Genomic DNA, 15,569 nt, shown 5'->3' with positions numbered 1-15,569 from the left:
GTCACTTCCGGTCGTCTTCCCGCCGATTGCGGATGCGTACGGTCTTCGCCGTCTCACGATACGTGCCCGCATCGGAGCTTGTGGCCCGCTCGGCGCAACGACGCGCAACCTCTCCGCGCGCGCCCTCTCCGTTCTTCGGCCGGCCCGTGCGCAGGTCCCCCGGCCGGCCCCGCCCCCCGTTCCGCGCTCAGCCCTCGCGCACCCGTCCTCCGGCGCTCAGTCCTTCAGCCCGAACGTCTTGAACGCGGTCGTGATCATCTGCTGGCAGGGCTTGTCCGACCAGGCATCCGCCTTGCAGGTGATCATGATGGCGTAGCCGTGGTGGTCATCGGCCCGGAAGCCGCGGTCGAGGACCCGTACCTTCTCGCCGCTCTGCCGACGGGTGAACGACCAGTCGGCGACGGTCGGATAGTCCCGCCACTTCACCGACTTGATGCCGATGAGGTGGTAGTCGTCGCTGGAGGAGCGCACGGCCGGCTCCAGGCTGCGCCAGGAGGCCGCCGCATCGGTGCCGGGCTCGGCGTTGTAGTCGATCTGGATGCGCGGGAAGCCGCCCGAAGCGCTGTATATGGCGCCGGAGCCCTCCCCCGCGGTGTCGGTCTGGTGGAAGCCCTTGGGCATCGCCATACGGAAGTGGAACTTGTCGTTGGTGAGCTCGGTGAAGCCGCCAGGAACGGCCTTGCCGCCCTTGCCACCGTTGTCGTCCTTGCCGCCGGTGTCCTCGGCCGGGGAGAGATTCGGCGGGGCCTCGTCCTTCGCCTGGCCCGTCGCCTGGCCCTTTGCCCCACTCGTGTCGGCCGCGTCCGTCGACGGCTTCTCCCGGCTCGCCGACGACGACGTGTCCGGCTTGCCGGACGCCTTGCCGCTCGTCTTCGCCGAGTCGTCGCTCAGGGAGACGGCCAGCACCGTGCCCAGCACCGCCAGGACGACGACCACGGCCACGGCCACGATGATCAGCGTGCGGCGCGGAACGACGTCGGTCACCGACGCGCGGGCCGGCGGACGGCTCCCGTCGCCGGATCCGGAGTCCGGGCGGGCCGCCATCGCGGCGGCGGCGCTGCGGACGGACTGCAGGGCGGCGCGCACCTTCTCCTTGGCGGCCTCGGCATCGAACCCGGGCCGGGCGCCCGCCGGACGGGTGGTGCCGAGGACGGCCGGACCCGCCGTACCGCCGGCATCCGCCGCATCGGAACCGGTCGCCTCGCCGGCCGCCTCACCGACCGTCGAACCGGCCGCCTTGGACTGCGGACGCCCGGTCCGCACCGGCGCGCTCGCCGCGGCGGCCTCACCGGCACCGGCCCCCTTGCTCCCCTTGCTGCCGCCGGTCTTGCTCTTGCCGGCCGTGCTTCCACCGGCCGTGCTCTTACCCGCCGTGGCAGCCGCGGACGTGCCGGCACCCGCGGACGTGCCGGTACTCGCCGTGCCACCACCGCCGGTGCTCGCGTTCCCGGCGGCCGGCTCCGCCACCGGGGCGGCGGCGGACTGCGTCCCCCGCGCCATGCGCGACTTCGGCGCGGCCTTCGACTTCGGCGTGTTCTTCGACTTCGTCTTCGGCTTCGGCGCGGCCTTCGGCTCCGCCGGCTCCAGGGGCGCCGTCGGCAGCACCATCGCCCGGGTCGCGTCCATCGGGGGCTCCGGCGTCTTCGCCTCGGGAGCGTGGACCACGTCCTCCAGCAGCGCCCGCGCGCCGGCGTCGTCCAGCCGGGCGGCCGGGTCCTTCACCAGCAGGCCGTAGATGACCTCTTCCAGCTCGCCGGCGCTCTTCGGCGGCTCGACCGGCTCGGTCATCACCGCGGTCAGCGTGGCGATCGCGGAGCCCTTGTCGTACGGCGGAACGCCCTCGACACAGGCGTACAGCAGGCCGCCCAGCGACCACATGTCGGCCGGCGGGCCCGGCTTGTGGCCGCGGGCGCGCTCCGGGGAGATGTAGGAGGGGGCACCGACGAGCATGCCGGTCGAGGTCACGGAGGGGTCGCCCTCGACCTGGGCGATACCGAAGTCGGTCAGCACGACCCGGCCGTCGTCGGAGATCAGGACGTTGGACGGCTTCACATCGCGGTGCAGGATGCCCTCGGCGTGCGCGGCGCGCAGCACATCGAGCACGACCAGGCCGACCTCGGCGGCGCGGCGCGGGGTGAGCGGGCCGTCGTCGCGGACGACCTCGGCCAGCGAGCGGCCCTCGACCAGCTCCATCACGATCCACGGACGGTCGTCCTCGTCGACCACGTCATAGACCGTCACCGCACCGTTGTTCCGGATCCGGGCGATCGCCTTGGCCTCGCGCAGGGTGCGGGTGATCAGACGACGCTTCTCGTCCTCCTCGACCCCGCCCGGGAAGCGCAGCTCCTTGACCGCGACCGTGCGGCCCAGGACCTCGTCGCGCGCCCGCCACACGGTGCCCATGCCGCCCCGGCCGAGAACATCGGCGAGCCGGTACCGCCCGGCGAGCAGCCTGCCCCCTTTGCCGTCCATCTCGACCTCGTCGCCCACTGAATCCCCTCTGCAATCCAGCCGAGTTGGCAGCTTCGACGTCCCATCGATCACCAAACTGGCCCAACTCGGACAACCCACCCTGGCAGAGCCTTCATTCTCCCTCATCCGCGGCCATGCGGAAGGCCCGGGTCTATGCCGGACGACACCTCGTACCCGTCATGATGGCCCCGACGAACGGGAGTCCCGATGCCGAAGCGCTCACCTCGCCCGGCCGTGACCGCCGCGCCTCCCCCCGCGCCGCCGGTCGCCGGCCGCCGTCGTGCAGTGCTCCGTCCGGGTGCCCTCGCCGCCCTGACCGTACTCGCCCTGACGGCCTGCACCGCAACGCCCCGCCCGGCCGCCCTCGCCCGCGAGGCATCCACCCGGCCGCCCGCGACGACGCGGCACGCGCTGCACCGGCTGGTCGACGACGGGGCCCCGGGCGCGGCCTCCCTCACCCTCCGCGCGGGCTACCCCGACCCGCGCTACGCCACGGCCGGCGTGGCCGATCTGCGCAGTGGCCGTACGATGCGCCCGCGGGACCACTTCCGGGCCGGCAGCCTCACCAAAACCCTGGTCGCGACGGTCGTCCTGCAACTCGTCGCCGAGGGCCGGCTGTCGCTGCACGACAGCGCCGCCGCGCACCTCCCGCCCGGCGTGCCCGCCGTGGGAGACGGCGACCGCAGCGAACTACGCAGGGTGACGATCCGCCAGCTGCTGGACCACACGAGCGGATTGTTCAACTACACCCAGGACCCCCGGCTCTCCCGGCAGCTCTTCGGCAAGGGCTTCGGTGCCCACCGCTACGACAGCCACACCCCGGCCGAGCTGCTGCGGATCGCCCTCAGCCATCCGCCGGCGGCCCCTCCGGGCACCCACTACGCCTACTCCAACACCAACTACCTCGTGCTCGGCCTGGTCATCCAGGCGGTCACCAAAAACCCGTACGCCACGGAAATCCGCCGCCGCATCCTCGTCCCCGCCCGGCTCACCCACACCTCCTTCCCCGGCACCGACCCGGCCTTGCCCGAGCCGCACGGCCGCGCCTACTCCCGGGCCGGTGGCCGGCGGGTGGACGCCACCTCCCTGGACCCCAGCCGGGCGGGCGCGGCCGGCGAGATGGTCACCACCCTGGGCGACCTCAACCGCTTCTTCGCCGCACTGCTCGGCGGCAGGCTCCTGCCGCCGCGCCAGATGGCCCAGATACGCAACGAGAAGCGCACCGGCGGCGCGTACGGCCTCGGCCTGTACGCGACCGGGCTGCCCTGCGGCGTCACGGTCTGGGGCCACAACGGCGACATCAACGGCTCCTACGTCCGGACCGCGGGCACCGCCGACGGCCGCCACATCGTCAGCTACCGCCTCAACACCGACACCCTGGCCCACCCGGCACACGGCACCGCGGTCCTGACCGCGGAGTTCTGCGCGTCCCGGCACCCCTAGGGCCTGCCTCAGGCCTACAGCGGCACGATGTCCGGAGCCCCCAGCCGCGCCGCATCCGCCGTCAGATCGTCCGGCTGCCGCTGGGATTCGCGCTCCGCCTCGACCCGCTTCCGGTAGTGCGCGATCTCCTTCTCGACCTGGTCGTTGTCCCAGCCCAGCGCGGGGGCGATCAGCTCGGCCACCTCGCGGGCGCTGCGGGTGCCCCGGTCGAAGGTCTCGATGGAGATGCGGGTGCGCCGGGTCAGCACGTCGTCGAGATGACGGGCGCCCTCGTGCGTACAGGCGTAAACCGCCTCGGCCCGCAGGTAGTCGTCCGCGGCCGCCAGCGGTTCCCCCAGCGAGGGATCGGCCACCACCAGCTCCAGCAGCTCCTCGGTCAGCGAGCCGTACCGGTTCAACAGATGCTCGATGCGCGCCACATGGAGTCCGGCGCGCGCCGCGATCCGGGCCCGCGCGTTCCACAGCGCCCGGTAGCCCTCGGCTCCGACCAGCGGAATGTCCTCGGTGACGCTCTCCGCGACCCGCTGGTCGAGGCCGTGCACCGCCTCGTCCACCGCGTCCTTCGCCATCACCCGGTAGGTCGTGTACTTGCCGCCCGCGACCACCACCAGCCCCGGCAGCGGATGGGCGACGGTGTGCTCCCGCGACAGCTTGCTGGTGGCATCCGACTCCCCGGCCAGCAGCGGACGCAGACCCGCGTACACCCCCTCCACGTCGTCCCTGGTCAGCGGGGTCGCCAGCACCGCATTCACATGCTCCAGCAGATAGTCGATATCCGCGCTGGAGGCCGCCGGGTGCGCCTTGTCCAGATCCCAGTCCGTGTCCGTCGTCCCCACGATCCAGTGCCGCCCCCACGGGATGACGAACAGGACGCTCTTCTCGGTCCGCAGGATCAGCCCGGTCGTCGAATGGATCCGGTCCTTGGGGACGACCAGGTGGATTCCCTTCGACGCCCGGACATGGAACTGCCCGCGCTCACCGATCAGCGCCTGGGTGTCGTCCGTCCACACCCCGGTGGCATTGACGACCTGCTGGGCCCGGATCTCGTACTCGCCGCCGCCCTCGACGTCCTGTACCCGTGCGCCGACCACCCGCTCGCCCTCGCGCAGAAAGCCCACCACCCGCGCCCGGTTGGCGACCTGCGCGTCGTAGGCGGCCGCGGTCCGCACCATCGTCGCCACGTAGCGCGCGTCGTCCATCTGCGCGTCGTAGTACTGCAGCGCGCCGACCAGCGCGTCCTTCTTCAGGCAGGGCGCCACCTGCAGGGCCCGCTTGTGGGACAGATGCCGGTGGTGCGGCAGTCCGCGGCCGTGTCCCGACGAGATGGACATCGTGTCGTACAGCGCCACACCGCTGCCCGCGTACCAGCGCTCCCAGCCCTTGTGCTGCAGCGGATACAGAAACGGCACCGGCTTGACCAGATGCGGCGCCAGCCGCTCCAGCAACAGCCCCCGCTCCTTCAGCGCCTCCCGCACCAGCGCGAAGTCCAGCATTTCCAGATACCGCAGACCGCCGTGGATGAGCTTGCTCGACCGGCTGGAGGTGCCCGAGGCCCAGTCGCGCGCCTCGACGAGTCCGGTGGACAGGCCGCGGGTCGCGGCGTCCAGCGCCGTCCCCGCGCCGACGACTCCGCCGCCGACCACAAGAACGTCCAGCTCCCGCTCCGCCATTCGGGCGAGCGCCTCGGCCCGCTGCGCCGGTCCCAGTATCGCTGTCTTCACCGCTGCCTCCCGCTGTGATCGGGGCCACACCCCCCGTCCGTCGATTCTGTCCGCGCCGCGTTCCGGTATCCACCCTCTGCTCGTGGCGACAACACCCCGCCGCCTTGATCCATCAATCCCTATTCTGGGTCAAATATCCGCTTAGTCTACTTATGCGCGATCGCCAGCCGCTCACGTCATGCGCCCACGTTCATTCGCAGTCGCTCGGGAAGGACGGCCGCAGCATGCCCGCAGACCTCGCCGTCATCGGACTCGGTCACCTCGGCCTCCCCCTCGCCCAGGCCGCCACCACCGCCGGCATCGGCACCATCGGATACGACCCCGACCCGCACACCGCCGCCCTCTCCGGCGCCGACGGGCCGCTGTCCGCCACCGAACTCCGCCGCCTGCTCTCCGCCGGTTTCCGCACCACCACCGATCCCACCGCCCTGGGCCGGGTCCGTACCGCGGTCCTCTGCGCGCCCACGCCGCTCGGCGAGGACCGCGCACTGGACCTCACCGCCCTCGCCGACGCCGCCCGCACTCTGGCCGCACAGCTGCGCCCGCACACCACGGTGATCCTCGAATCCACCGCCTACCCGGGCACCACGGAGGAATTCCTGCGCCCCCTCCTGGAGAAGGGCTCGGGCCTCACCGCCGGCCGCGACTTCCACCTCGCCTGCTCCCCCGGCCGCCACGACCCCGGCAACCGCACCCACCGGTACGCCAACACGCCCAAGGTCATCGGCGGCCTCACCCCCGCCTGCACGGAGGCCGCCGCCGCCTTCTACAGCCGCCTCACCGACAAGGTCGTCCGCGCCCGCGGCCCCCGCGAGGCCGAAACCGCCAAGCTCCTGGAAACCAACTACCGCCACATCAACATCGCCCTGATGAACGAGATGGCGGTCTTCTGCCACGACATCGGCGTCGACCTGTGGGACGTCATCCGCTGCGCGGAAACCAAGCCGTTCGGCTTCCAGTCCTTCCGCCCCGGCCCCGGCGTGGGCGGCCACGCCGCCCCCGTCGACCCCAACCACCTCGCCGGCACCGGCCGTTCCCTCGGCCACCCGCTGCGCATGGTCGAACTCGCCCAGGAGGTGAACGGCCGGATGCCGCGCTACGTCATCCAGCGCTGCGCCACCCTCCTCAACGAACACGGCAAGTCCGCCCGGGGCGCCCGGGTACTGCTCCTCGGCGTCACCTACAAGCCGGACATCGCCGACCAGGCGGGCTCGCCGTCCCGCGAGATCGCCTCCCGCCTGATGGAACTCGGCGCGCACCTGACGTACCACGATCCGTACGTCCCCCAGTGGTCCGTGCAAGGTCGGCCCGTGCCCAGGGCCGACTCCCTGTACGAAGCCGCGGCCGCCGCGGACCTGACGGTGCTGGTGCAGGCGCACCGGACGTATGACCTTCAGGGGCTGGCGGTGAAGGCGCAGTTGCTGCTGGATACTCGCGGGGCGACTCCGACGGGGGCCGCCCATCGGTTGTAGCCGCCCATCGCCGTCTGCGGCTCGCCTCCGGCGGGGGTGGGTCGCCTCCGGCGGGGTGGGTGGGGTTTGGGCGGGGGCCGCTTGCTGTTCGTGGTGGGTGCCGGTGGCGGGCCTCCGGGGTGGGTGTGCGGACTGCTTCGCTTTACGTCCACACACCCACCCCTCCGGCCCACCACCTCCCGCCCGGCGAGGCGACCCCCGCCCGGTGGGGGTGAACGTCTTCAAAAACCAGTAGCCGGGCCCGCATCGTGGTGCGGGCCCGGCTACTGGTCTTTGTCTTTTCCTGCTCCCCCACCGGGGTGGAGCCCCACAACCGGCGGGAGGGGGCGGGGCCGGAGGGGTGGGTGTTCGGACGTAAAGCGAAGCAGTCCGAACACCCACCCCGGAGGCCCCGAACCCGCCACCCACCACAACAGCCGGGACCCCACCCCACACACCCACCCCCGCCGAAGGCGGGAAACCCACGTCGGGGCCACCCGACAACGTGGGAAAAGCCGCCACGGGCGGAACCTAGCGGTTGTCGTGCTGAGACGGCGCCACCGTCACCTCGACCCGCTGGAATTCCTTCAGCTCCGAGTACCCGGTCGTCGCCATCGCCCGGCGCAGCGCCCCGAAGAAGTTCATCGAGCCGTCGGGAACGGTGGACGGCCCCAACAGCACCTCCTCCGTCGTGCCGACCGCACCGAGGTCCATCCGCTTGCCGCGCGGCACGTCCTCGTGCACCGCTTCCATGCCCCAGTGGTGGCCGCGCCCGGGCGCGTCCGTGGCGCGGGCGAGCGGGGAGCCCATCATCACGGCGTCGGCGCCGCAGGCGATCGCCTTGGGGAGGTCGCCGGACCAGCCCACACCGCCGTCGGCGATGACGTGGACGTAACGGCCGCCGGACTCGTCCATGTAGTCACGGCGCGCGGCCGCGACATCGGCGACCGCGGTGGCCATCGGGACCTGGATGCCGAGGACGTTGCGCGTGGTGTGCGCGGCGCCGCCGCCGAAGCCGACGAGCACGCCGGCCGCGCCGGTCCGCATCAGGTGCAGGGCCGCGGTGTACGTGGCGCAGCCGCCGACGATGACCGGGACGTCCAGCTCGTAGATGAACTGCTTGAGGTTCAGCGGCTCGGCCGCGGAGGAGACGTGCTCGGCGGAGACGGTGGTCCCGCGGATCACGAAGATGTCGACGCCGGCGTCCACGACGGCCTTGGAGAACTGCGCCGTACGCTGCGGCGACAGCGCGGCGGCGGTCACCACACCGGCGTCCCGCACCTCCTTGATCCGCTGCCCGATCAGCTCTTCCTTGATCGGCGCGGCGTAGATCTCCTGGAGCCGCTTGGTGGCCGTGGGGCCGTCCAGCTCCGCGATCTCGGCGAGCAGCGGCTCCGGGTCCTCGTACCGGGTCCAGAGGCCTTCGAGGTTGAGGACGCCCAGGCCGCCCAGCTCACCGATGCGGATCGCGGTCTGCGGGGAGACCACCGAGTCCATGGGAGCGGCCAGGAACGGCAGCTCGAAGCGGTAGGCGTCGATCTGCCAGGCGATCGAGACCTCCTTCGGGTCGCGGGTGCGGCGACTGGGTACGACGGCGATGTCGTCGAATGCGTATGCCCGGCGGCCGCGCTTGCCGCGCCCGATCTCGATCTCAGTCACGTGTGTGGCCTTTCCCTCTACGTCTGCGGCTCCAGTATCCCCGACACACCGAAGCCCGCGGCCGGGGAGCGGCCGCGGGCTTCACGGTAGGGCCGTGCTAGCGACGTGTGTAGTGACGCGCCTCAGCAGTCATCCGACCCCCTCGCCGGGATCTCAGCGACGGGAGTAGTTCGGCGCCTCGGTGGTCATCTGGATGTCGTGCGGGTGGCTCTCCTTGAGGCCCGCGGAGGTGATGCGGACGAAGTGGCCCTTCTCCTTGAGCTCGGGGATGTCGGCGGAGCCGACGTACCCCATGGAGGCGCGCAGGCCGCCGACGAGCTGGTGGGCGACCGAGGAGAGCGGGCCGCGGTAGGGCACCTGACCCTCGATGCCCTCGGGGACCAGCTTGTCCTCGGAGAGCACGTTGTCCTGGAAGTAGCGGTCCTTGGAGAAGGAGCGGCCCTGGCCGCGGGACTGCATCGCGCCGAGCGAGCCCATGCCGCGGTACGACTTGAACTGCTTGCCGTTGATGAAGACCATCTCGCCGGGCGACTCCTCGCAGCCGGCCAGCAGCGAGCCCAGCATGACGGTGTCCGCACCGGCCGCGATGGCCTTGGCGATGTCGCCGGAGAACTGCAGGCCGCCGTCGCCGATCAGCGGCACGCCCGCGGCGTTCGCGGCCTTCGCCGCTTCGTAGATCGCGGTGACCTGCGGCACGCCGACGCCGGCGACGACGCGGGTGGTGCAGATGGAGCCGGGGCCGACGCCGACCTTGATGCCGTCCGCGCCCGCGTCGATCAGCGCCTGGGCGCCGTCACGGGTGGCGACATTGCCGCCGACGACATCGACGTTGATGTTGGACTTGACCTTGGCGATCATGTCGAGGATGCCGCGGCTGTGGCCGTGCGCACTGTCGATGACGAGGAAGTCGGCACCGGCCTCGACCAGCGCCTGCGCCCGGTCGTACGCCGCGTCGCCGACGCCCACCGCCGCACCGACGACCAGCCGGCCCTCGGCGTCCTTGGCGGCGTTCGGGTACTTCTCGGCCTTGACGAAGTCCTTGACCGTGATCAGGCCCTTGAGCACGCCCGCGTCGTCGACCAGCGGCAGCTTCTCGATCTTGTGGCGGCGCAGCAGCTCGATGGCGTCCTCACCGGAGATGCCGACCTTGCCGGTGACCAGCGGCATCGGCGTCATGACCTCGCGGACCTGACGGCTGCGGTCCATCTCGAAGGCCATGTCGCGGTTGGTCACGATGCCCAGCAGCTTGCCCGCGGCATCGGTGACCGGCACCCCGCTGATACGGAACTTGGCGCACAGCGCATCGGCGTCGGCGAGCGAGGCGTCCGGGCGGACCGTGATCGGGTCGGTGACCATGCCGGACTCGGAGCGCTTGACCAGGTCGACCTGGTTGGCCTGGTCCTCGATGGACAGGTTGCGGTGCAGGACGCCCGCGCCACCCTGCCGGGCCATGGCGATGGCCATCCGGGCCTCGGTGACCTTGTCCATCGCCGCGGACAGCAGCGGGATGTTCACCGCGACGTTGCGCGAGACCCGGGAAGCGGTGCTCACCGCGTTGGGCAGCACCTCCGACGCGCCGGGCAGCAGCAGCACGTCGTCGTATGTCAGCCCGAGCATGGCGAATTTGGCGGGCATACCGTCGACGTTGTCACTCATGACACCTTCCCCAATGCTCTTGCCTCAGCGCGGACTCCCATGCTAACGGCCTAAGGAAGTGTCCCAATCCACGAGCGATGAGGGCCTTGTCACTTGTGTATTTCTACGGCGATATTCCGCCGTGGACAGCGGGGATCTGCTACTGCTCGGCGAGCGCCCGCAGCCTGCTCAGCGCCCGGTGCTGGGCGACCCGCACCGCACCGGGCGACATCCCCAGCATCTGCCCGGTCTCCTCGGCCGTCAGCCCGACGGCGACCCGCAGCAGGACCAGCTCTCGCTGGTTCTCCGGAAGATTCGCCAGCAGCTTCTTGGCCCACTCGGCGTCGCTGCTCAGCAGCGCCCGCTCCTCGGGGCCGAGGGAGTCGTCCGGCTGCTCGGGCATCTCGTCGGACGGCACGGCCGTGCTGCCCGGATGCCGCATCGCGGCGCGCTGCAGATCGGCGACCTTGTGGCCGGCGATGGCGAAGACGAACGCCTCGAAGGGCTTGCCGGTGTCGCGGTAGCGCGGCAGTGCGCAGAGCACCGCGACACAGACTTCCTGCGCCAGGTCCTCGACGAAGTGCCGTGCGTCACCCGGCAGCCTCGACAGCCGGGTGCGGCAGTAGCGCAGGGCGAGGGGGTGCACATGAGCCAGCAGATCGTGGGTGGCCCGCTGGTCACCCTCGACGGCACGTGCGACGAGAGCGCCGATTTCCTGCTTCCCGTCATCACGCATCGGACCATGGTGCCTTGGCGCCGCACGATCCGCGGCATCAGGTCCGAACTTGTGCGCCGAAGCGTTATGCGCGGCAGGTGCGCCGGCTGTCATGTCCTGCGCCCTCCCCTCGTGCCCGACCGACCCGTCCCCGAGGAACTCCATACCTCAAGGATGCGGCACCGCGCGGGGAATCGGACCGCCACAGGACGCGGCGGCCTGCGGGGCATCCCACGGCCCCGCCCGCCGCAGGGCGGGCGGGGATCTTCACTCCCCCGCATCGCTGCACGTCACAACGCCTTAGCGGACCAGTCCCCAGCGGAAGCCCAGCGCCACCGCATGCGCCCGGTCGGAGGCGCCGAGTTTCTTGAAAAGGCGCCGCGCGTGGGTCTTGACGGTGTCCTCCGACAGGAACAGCTCACGGCCGATCTCGGCGTTCGAGCGGCCGTGGCTCATGCCCTCCAGCACCTGGATCTCGCGCGCGGTCAGCGTCGGCGCGGCACCCATCTCGGCGGACCGCAGCCGGCGCGGGGCGAGCCGCCACGTCGGGTCGGCGAGCGCCTGGGTCACCGTCGCCCGCAGCTCGGCGCGCGAGGCGTCCTTGTGCAGATAGCCGCGGGCGCCGGCGGCGACCGCGAGCGCGACACCGTCCAGGTCCTCGGCCACCGTGAGCATGATGATCCGGGCGCCGGGGTCGGCGGACAGCAGTCGGCGCACGGTCTCGACACCGCCGAGACCGGGCATCCGTACGTCCATCAAAATCAGATCCGAGCGATCGGCACCCCAGCGGCGGAGGACTTCCTCGCCGTTGGCCGCGGTCGTCACACGCTCGACGCCGGGCACGGTTGCCACCGCCCGACGGAGCGCCTCTCGGGCAAGCGGGGAGTCGTCGCAGACGAGGACGGATGTCATGACCGCCCTCCGCAGCTGATGCGCGTCACCTTGAGCCTCCAGGCTGGTACGTATCGTCACCTGTGCGATTGGCGGCCTCGGACATCTGCCCGACGGCTACCTCTGCCAATCGCCTCCGCACTCTCAACGACGGTCACCCGAAAGAGTTACGGCTTCGGCGACCGAGTTCAGCACGCTCCGTAAGGAGCCGGATACGCAGACGACTCATCGGGCGACCGGCATCCGCGCGTGCACCCTATGCCCTATTTGGCTCTCTTTCTTCCATTTTCATGGTGACTATGACTAGATTCGCAATGAGTCATATTTACATCTACTTCGACAGTAGATGTACCGTCGTGAGCACCGAGGCCGAATCAGCACCGCTTCGAGGGGACAAGCAATGGCAGATTTCTCCCGCCTCCCGGGCCCGAACGCAGACCTCTGGGACTGGCAGCTGCTCGCCGCCTGCCGCGGCGTGGACAGCTCCCTCTTCTTCCATCCCGAGGGTGAACGCGGAGCGGCCCGCAGCGCGCGTGAGACATCGGCGAAGGAGGTCTGCATGCGCTGCCCGGTACGGGCCGAGTGCGCGGCGCATGCGCTGGCCGTCCGTGAGCCCTACGGGGTGTGGGGCGGCCTGACGGAGGACGAACGCGAGGAACTGATGGGCCGGGCCCGCCACCGGCTGGTCCCCGCGTCCTCCATGACCGGCCCCGCGGGCGTCTCCGGCGCCTGACCTTCAGGAACGCACCGTCCCTGAAGAAACGTTTCTGCATGCCCGGCGGCGACGACCGGGCGGGGCGCGCTCGGTTCCCTCAGCGCCCCGCGGCATCCGCCAGCCGGTCAAGGGTCGCCCCGACGGCGGGGACCTTCGCCAGATCCGGCAGCGTGAGCGCGACGATCTCGCGGTGCACGGCGGGCTCCATCCGTATCGCCGTGGCCCCCTTGGGGCGTACCGACTCCAGGGTGAGCTCCGGCAGCGCGGCGACCCCCAGGCCCGCGCCGACCAGGCCGATCACCGCCGGGTAGTCGTCCGTCGCGAAATCGATGCGCGGGGTGAAGCCCGCACTCTCACAGACCTCCACGAGATGCCTGCGGCAGCGGGGACAGCCCGCGATCCAGGCCTCGTCGGCCAGGTCGGCGAACCGCGCGGTGCCCGCCTTCGCCAGCCGGTGGCCGTCCGGCACCAGGCCGATCAGCCGGTCCGCCAGGATCGGCCGGACCACCAGGTCGTCCCACTCCGCCCCGGCCGCCGGGTCCGCGCCGCGCACCTCCGGGTAGCGGAAGGCCAGCGCGATCTCGCAGTCGCCGTTGCGCAGCATCTCGATGGAGCGCGGTGGCTCGGCTTCGACCAGCGAGACCCGGGTACCGGGGTGGGCGGCGCGCATCTTCGCGAGGGCGGTCGGCACCAGCGTCGAGCTGCCGGAGGGGAAGGACACCAGCCGCACCCGTCCCGCGCGCAGGCCCGCGATGGCCGCGATCTCCTCCTCGGCGGCGGTGAGCCCGGCCAGGATGCCCACGGCGTGGCGTACGAGCGCCTCACCCGCCTGGGTCAGCCTCATCTCGCGGCCCGCCCGGACCAGCAGCGGGGTGCCCGCGGACTGCTCCAGGGCCTTCATCTGCTGGCTGACGGCCGGCTGGGTGCAGCCCAGCTCGCGCGCGGCGGCGGAGAAGGAGCCGGTCGTGGCGACGGCACGCAGCACGCGGAGATGACGGGCCTCGATCATGTTTCGAGCATAAGCGAGTCTTGGATTGACCGGGGAAAAAAGAGTTCATGCTTTTGGACGGGTGGACCGGCGCCGCCCCGGACCGAGGGCATGCGTGAGGAGGGGACGCCCCCGGCGGCCCGTTCCCTTTCCTTTTCCTTTCGCCTGCACCACGCCGATCGAGCAACGGAGCACCGTATGAAGCTGCTGACCGTCAATGTGGGACGGCCCGCCCCGTCCGAGCACACCAGTGCCGAGAGCGGCACGGGCATCGACAAGAGGCCCGTGGACGGCCCGGTGAGGGTGACCGCTCCCGGCCCCCGGGGCACCGGGGGCAGCGGGCTGGCCGGTGACGCGGTGGTCGACCTGCGCTTTCACGGCGGCGACGACCAGGCCGTGTACGCCTACGCGCGCGAGGACCTGGACGGGTGGGAGCGGGAGCTGGGCCGCGAGCTGGCCAACGGGTACTTCGGGGAGAACCTCACCACGTCGGGCGTCGAGGTCACCGGCGCCCTCATCGGCGAACGCTGGCGGGTCGGCCCGCGGCTGCTGCTGGAGGTCAGTGCACCGCGGATCCCCTGCCGTACGTTCCACGGGTGGATGGGCGAGCACGGCTGGACCAAACGGTTCACCCAGGCCGCGGTGCCCGGCGCGTTCCTCCGGGTGATCGAGGAGGGCGAGATCTGCGCGGGGGACGCGGTGGAGGTGGTGCACCGCCCGGATCACGCGGTGACGATCGGGCTGGCATTCCAGGCGCTGACCATCCGGCGGGAGCTGCTGCCGCGGCTGCTCGAGGCGGGTGGGGCGCTCGGGGAGGAGGCCCGGGGGAAGGCGCTGAAGTACGTCGAGCGGCAGGGCGGTTGACCACGGGGGCGGTGCGGGGTGGCCGTGGGGGCAGGACGGGGTCCCGGGAGCAGGAGCCGGGAGCAGGGCTCGGGGCGCCGGGCGGCAGCGGGCCGTGCGGGCCGGGAGCGGCGGGCCCTTCGGCCCGGTTGCCGGAGGGCGGGTTGCTCGTCCGCGCGGGCGAGCCGCGTCGCCGGGGGGAGGGGCCCGGGCGGCGTGCCCCGGGCGGATAGCGTGCCCGTATGACGACTGCATTGATCACGGGAGCGACGGCGGGCATCGGGGCGGCGTTCGCCCGGCGGCTCGCGAGTGACGGCCACAGCGTGGTGCTGGTCGCGCGCGACGAGAAGCGACTGCGCGAGCAGGCCACCGAGTTGCACGACCGGCACGGCATCGAGGCCGAGGTGCTGAGCGCCGATCTGGCCACCGAGGAGGGCATCGCCGCCGTCGAGGCGCGGCTCTCGGACCCCAAGCACCCGGTGGACCTGCTGGTGAACAACGCCGGGTTCGGCAACAAGGGCGAATACCTCGAGGTCTCGATGGCCGACGAGCTGACGATGCTGAAGGTGCACTGCGAGGCGGTGCTGCGGCTGACCACGGCCGCGGTGCGCGGGATGCGGGACCGCCGGCGGGGCGCGGTGGTCAATGTGGCGTCGGTGGCGGCGTTCGTGCCGCGCGGCACCTACGGCGCGAGCAAGGCGTGGGTCGTGCAGTTCACCCAGGGCGCCGCGCGGGATCTGGCGGGCAGCGGCGTCCGGCTGATGGCGCTGTGCCCGGGGTTCGTGCGGACCGAGTTCCACCAGCGGGCCGGGATGGGCACCGACAACATCCCCGGGTGGATGTGGCTGGACGCGGACAAGCTGGTCGACGCCGCGATGAAGGATCTGACGCGGGGCAAGTCCCTTTCCGTTCCGGACCCGCGGTACAAGGCGCTCATGGGCGCCGTGAAGCTGGCGCCCCGTGGCGTGCTGGGCGGCCTGACGTCCCGTACGGGCCGGAAGTACGGGCCCCGCTGACACGGTGTGACGTCGTGCGG

At 71.6% G+C, this 15,569-nt stretch carries 12 protein-coding genes; 5 read left to right on the top strand and 7 right to left on the bottom strand.

All coding sequences use genetic code 11. The features are described from left to right. Positions 1–216 precede the first annotated feature (216 nt). Positions 217–2,472 (bottom strand): serine/threonine-protein kinase, encoded by a 2,256-nt coding sequence (locus tag OHS81_RS20795; RefSeq protein ID WP_443058861.1) that lies wholly within the window; start codon positions 2,470–2,472, stop codon positions 217–219. A gap of 207 nt (positions 2,473–2,679) precedes the next feature. On the opposite strand from OHS81_RS20795, the gene OHS81_RS20790 reads away from it, so the two are divergent. After that, the gene (locus tag OHS81_RS20790) at positions 2,680–3,915 is read left to right on the top strand and encodes a serine hydrolase domain-containing protein (RefSeq protein WP_443058736.1); all 1,236 of its coding nucleotides are present in this window, start codon (positions 2,680–2,682) and stop codon (positions 3,913–3,915) included. A gap of 14 nt (positions 3,916–3,929) precedes the next feature. On the opposite strand, the gene OHS81_RS20785 is transcribed toward OHS81_RS20790, so the two are convergent. After that, entirely contained in the window at positions 3,930–5,636 is a 1,707-nt protein-coding gene (locus tag OHS81_RS20785; protein WP_328386177.1) for a glycerol-3-phosphate dehydrogenase/oxidase, read from the bottom strand. Positions 5,637–5,860: 224 nt separating this feature from the next. Between OHS81_RS20785 and OHS81_RS20780 the strand changes: the two genes are divergently transcribed. After that, positions 5,861–7,108, top strand: coding sequence for a nucleotide sugar dehydrogenase (locus tag OHS81_RS20780; protein ID WP_328386176.1), 1,248 nt, complete (start codon positions 5,861–5,863; stop codon positions 7,106–7,108). A gap of 510 nt (positions 7,109–7,618) precedes the next feature. Here OHS81_RS20780 and OHS81_RS20775 read toward each other — a convergent pair. From OHS81_RS20775 to OHS81_RS20760, 4 genes are all read right to left on the bottom strand, one after another. After that, positions 7,619–8,746, bottom strand: a complete 1,128-nt coding sequence (locus OHS81_RS20775; RefSeq protein WP_085925724.1) for a GuaB3 family IMP dehydrogenase-related protein — start codon at positions 8,744–8,746, stop codon at positions 7,619–7,621. A 153-nt stretch (positions 8,747–8,899) separates the two neighbouring features. Further along, complete coding sequence (gene guaB / locus OHS81_RS20770; RefSeq protein ID WP_030086061.1) at positions 8,900–10,402, bottom strand: IMP dehydrogenase; 1,503 nt, start codon at positions 10,400–10,402, stop codon at positions 8,900–8,902. Between the two features lie 139 nt (positions 10,403–10,541). Further along, a complete protein-coding gene (locus OHS81_RS20765) occupies positions 10,542–11,117 on the bottom strand; it encodes a sigma-70 family RNA polymerase sigma factor (protein ID WP_043264857.1) in 576 nt (191 codons plus the stop codon). Positions 11,118–11,396: 279 nt separating this feature from the next. Next, positions 11,397–12,008 (bottom strand): response regulator transcription factor, encoded by a 612-nt coding sequence (locus OHS81_RS20760; RefSeq protein ID WP_003948568.1) that lies wholly within the window; start codon positions 12,006–12,008, stop codon positions 11,397–11,399. Positions 12,009–12,387: 379 nt separating this feature from the next. Between OHS81_RS20760 and OHS81_RS20755 the strand changes: the two genes are divergently transcribed. Next, complete coding sequence (locus OHS81_RS20755; protein WP_088798371.1) at positions 12,388–12,720, top strand: WhiB family transcriptional regulator; 333 nt, start codon at positions 12,388–12,390, stop codon at positions 12,718–12,720. Between the two features lie 79 nt (positions 12,721–12,799). On the opposite strand, the gene OHS81_RS20750 is transcribed toward OHS81_RS20755, so the two are convergent. Beyond that, on the bottom strand, positions 12,800–13,711 hold the full coding sequence (locus OHS81_RS20750) for a LysR family transcriptional regulator (protein WP_328386175.1): 912 nt from the start codon (positions 13,709–13,711) through the stop codon (positions 12,800–12,802). Positions 13,712–13,888: 177 nt separating this feature from the next. Here OHS81_RS20750 and OHS81_RS20745 point away from each other — a divergent pair, with 177 nt between their 5' ends. Next, positions 13,889–14,554 (top strand): MOSC domain-containing protein, encoded by a 666-nt coding sequence (locus tag OHS81_RS20745; RefSeq protein WP_328386174.1) that lies wholly within the window; start codon positions 13,889–13,891, stop codon positions 14,552–14,554. A 221-nt stretch (positions 14,555–14,775) separates the two neighbouring features. Continuing rightward, positions 14,776–15,549: an SDR family NAD(P)-dependent oxidoreductase gene (locus OHS81_RS20740; RefSeq protein WP_328386173.1), complete on the top strand. Its 774-nt coding sequence runs from the start codon at positions 14,776–14,778 to the stop codon at positions 15,547–15,549. Positions 15,550–15,569: the final 20 nt, after the last annotated feature.

Source organism: Streptomyces sp. NBC_00400 (assembly GCF_036048035.1).
Lineage (GTDB): Bacteria > Actinomycetota > Actinomycetes > Streptomycetales > Streptomycetaceae > Streptomyces.
This window is presented reverse-complemented; position numbering and strand designations above follow the sequence as displayed.

Bases quoted from the DNA above. Each gene is read 5' to 3' on its own strand.
- OHS81_RS20740 (WP_328386173.1), top strand. From the start codon at position 14,776: ATGACGACTGCATTGATCACGGGAGCGACGGCGGGCATCGGGGCGGCG.
- OHS81_RS20760 (WP_003948568.1), bottom strand. From the start codon at position 12,008: ATGACATCCGTCCTCGTCTGCGACGACTCCCCGCTTGCCCGAGAGGCG.
- OHS81_RS20795 (WP_443058861.1), bottom strand. From the start codon at position 2,472: ATGGACGGCAAAGGGGGCAGGCTGCTCGCCGGGCGGTACCGGCTCGCC.
- OHS81_RS20745 (WP_328386174.1), top strand. From the start codon at position 13,889: ATGAAGCTGCTGACCGTCAATGTGGGACGGCCCGCCCCGTCCGAGCAC.
- OHS81_RS20750 (WP_328386175.1), bottom strand. From the start codon at position 13,711: ATGATCGAGGCCCGTCATCTCCGCGTGCTGCGTGCCGTCGCCACGACC.
- OHS81_RS20780 (WP_328386176.1), top strand. From the start codon at position 5,861: ATGCCCGCAGACCTCGCCGTCATCGGACTCGGTCACCTCGGCCTCCCC.
- OHS81_RS20755 (WP_088798371.1), top strand. From the start codon at position 12,388: ATGGCAGATTTCTCCCGCCTCCCGGGCCCGAACGCAGACCTCTGGGAC.
- guaB (WP_030086061.1), bottom strand. From the start codon at position 10,402: ATGAGTGACAACGTCGACGGTATGCCCGCCAAATTCGCCATGCTCGGG.
- OHS81_RS20790 (WP_443058736.1), top strand. From the start codon at position 2,680: ATGCCGAAGCGCTCACCTCGCCCGGCCGTGACCGCCGCGCCTCCCCCC.
- OHS81_RS20765 (WP_043264857.1), bottom strand. From the start codon at position 11,117: ATGCGTGATGACGGGAAGCAGGAAATCGGCGCTCTCGTCGCACGTGCC.